This is a genomic window from Candidatus Desulfatibia sp., assembly GCF_036446775.1.
In the GTDB taxonomy this organism is placed as follows: Bacteria; Desulfobacterota; Desulfobacteria; order Desulfobacterales; family UBA11574; genus Desulfatibia_A.
The window spans coordinates 1-3,033 of sequence record NZ_JAZFTO010000035.1; the positions used below are offsets into that span (position 1 = coordinate 1).

Here is a 3,033-nt window from a genome sequence, read left to right on the forward strand (position 1 = left end):
ATACGGCCGATCGTACGGCTTTTTTGATGCTTATAAACTTGATGATGTCCGTGAAGCCCTTCGCCATAGCGATCTGATGACTGCTTCAAAATATGCTCGCTTATTTAAAATGCAACCAATAGCGATCTAAGGTTGTTTATCCAATCGGATAAGTGACGGTTTCTCTCCGTCACCCTCCACACCACCCATCATGCGGATCCGCAATGGGCAGTTCATTAACCATAGTGGGTAGCGATCCAGATTTCCGAATAAAGAAACTCTCTCATAAAGAAGTTCTTCGACAAGCGAACTCTGCCAAAATCTTCTAATTCAGACCTCGTCAAATAATTTATTTTTAGTCCTTTTTTTTGGACATTTTTTGATCTTAATTGGGATTCTCGCCTACCTCATAATAGAACCATTTTCCCGTTTGGGTACGAGCACACAATTCGTTTAATTTTCGACACAATGATTCTTGAGCTATTCTGCGTTTTGGTTGCTGAAGAGGTTCCATACGAAATATTACTTCCTCCGAAGTCGACTTCACCCATCCCTGACAATTCGACATCGCGTAGACAAGATCCACAACATCCCTTTCGTCGTTGTAGAAATCGTACTCAATCAGCCAATCGGCCATCAGTTTACGAGCATTCCAAACGGACGACGTAACAAGGTCGAACAGGTATTTCCCTTCGTTGTCGATTGTTTTGAAGGAACGGTAGTCTTCAAGCTTTGAAACGTCCACTCTATCCGGAAGCGTCTTTCTTTCTGCTTCGTATTCCTGCAGTTTCTTCTTGTTGTCGCTAATTTCTGCGGACAGTTTCGAATATGCGCTGTTGCTTCGTTCGGTCCCGTCTTTATTGAATATTTTTTCAGTTCCTCCGATTTTCGCTTTCAGCCCAACAATTTTGGCCTTAAGATTCTTCATGGTTATCTTCAGCTTCGACAACTGCGGATTTACGACGGATTGATCCTCGCTATCCGTCTTGTTTATTCCGGGATTGTAGTGCAGAGGGTGGCGATCCTTTTGATGTTTGAAAGTATTTTCGGATGCTCCCCAACGCGACAGTATTGCTTTAGCGCAATCGATCGTGCTCATTAAACTTTCGTCCGACCAGGATAAAATGCATATTTTACGGTTGCTTGACATATTGTGCAGATAAATTCGACGCAGACTGTATTCAACCTCCTTTTTCTTCACCTCTCCACCATCGTTGGCTTTATCGTCAGTTTTAGGTTTGTAGACACATATTTTTTCTTCCTCGAAAACAGCATAATTTTTATCGTTGAATTCAAATTTCAGGTTGAACCGATCTTCTTCGATACTGTTGAGTTTCTTCGTATCGCAATTCTTTTCCCAGCAGACGAAAGGTATTTCCCCTTGAGTTAATTGATAGTAAAATTCGTTCCCCGAACCTTCTCTGTCAAATACCATCACGGGTATGCGACCCGCATCTTTCTTCCACTTGTCCGCCAAGCGAAATATCCTTTCCTTTAAATTGCCTTTGCCTTCCTCAATTTCAAAATCAACCACCATTCCCTTGACGTCACAGGTCACCAAACTTGTTCTACCGGGCATCGGTAGACGCCGTTGCGTGTTAAAGGCGTGGTGAACTCTGTCCTTCCCACTGTACGGAAGCATGTGTCCGTCCGTAAACCACAGCCAAACGGACACAATACCGGCTGTTATTTGATGTTTGAAGAAACTGCGGCACATTTCCATTGCCTGGCCTCTATTAGCCGCCAACCAAAACCATTGGTGTATCGTATTCTTGGTCGGAAGCTTTCCTATCCCCAGCAACGTTCCGGCTTCCCCTGCCCTAATGTGTTTGGTTTGCTCAATGGAGCGAACGTTTTTAACGCTCATCAATAGAAAAACCAGCATAATTCTGAAGTCGCCCCCCAAAAAAACCTGAACCAAATCCATCCATTTCCAAATCCTGAACAAGGGGGCAAAAAATAAGGACACTCCCGCATATCTCGTTCTCTTCCAATCATGCTCCCCGCTAAACGTTTGTTCCCGCTCTTCGACCTCCTCCACCGCTTCTCGGGGTAAATCGAATAAGGATAACTGTCGTCTTGTACCGGCTTCCGCCTCTCTTTTTTCGGTCTCGATGCGACGCAGTTCTCGAAGCTTGTCGTTTTTATTGCCGAAACTTATTTCCTCCGCCTTCTGTTTGCGCTGTTCCTTCTCGTTGCTGCCTCGCCAACTGTATATCAGCGCCTCAACACCCATTCTTTTCTTCGTTTCCGTATAATTGTGCAGAGTCTGACGGCTTATTCCGAAAACCTCCGCAATCCTGGTTTGCTTAGCTCCCAATTCTACGAGTTCGATGAAAAACAGTTTTTTTTCAACCTTATCCTTCAGATTGACTTGCTTGACGTAGCTACCCCGAAAAAACAGCATCGCTATGTTCAATTCTTTTTTATATTCAACGGAGATCCAATCGTTCAGGCTATGTTTATCGGGTTTGCTTTCGATTGGTTCCGAAAACGTAAGTTGTTCGTTATTTTTCGACATGTGCCCTCTATCTTATTGTGAAATTCAATAAAAATAATTGGAACACATTATCTTAGTAAATGTATGTATTATTTTACATATTATTGATATATATCCTATAATATCAACAATTAAAATATGTAAAATGTCTATTTTTGACAACGTCTATTTGGATTGGATCTTGTCCACTTTTTGGTCAAATCCAGTATTTTCGAAGCTCTGATAGGAAAAAAAAATTAGGTTTGATGAGGTCTGCATATTCCATAAAGTCTATGTTTAATTTTCTTGATCGGTTTCTGCCTGGGCAAACCGGCTGATGATCTTGCATGGCGTCCCGTAGGCCTTGCTGTTATCCGGGATATCATTTTGAACCAGGCTGTTGGCGCCGATCATGCAGCCGGCTCCAATCGTCACCCCTTTGGTGATAATCGTATTCGGACCGATATAGCATCTTGAGCCGATCCGGGTCGGTGCTTTTTCTGCGGTCTTTTTTCCAGCCGACAATGCCCAGGCAACCGTATCATGTGAATATATCTGCACCCCGGCTGAAATGG

2 protein-coding genes are annotated in these 3,033 nt (G+C 43.2%); both read right to left on the bottom strand.

Features of this window, described 5'->3' with window-relative positions:
- Positions 1–364 precede the first annotated feature (364 nt).
- A complete protein-coding gene (locus tag V3S16_RS01505; RefSeq protein ID WP_413882908.1) occupies positions 365–2,500 on the bottom strand; it encodes a putative transposase in 2,136 nt (711 codons plus the stop codon).
- 255 nt (positions 2,501–2,755) lie between these two features.
- Positions 2,756–3,033 (bottom strand): acyltransferase (locus V3S16_RS01510; protein ID WP_413882909.1); only part of this gene is annotated, 278 nt, incomplete at its 5' end.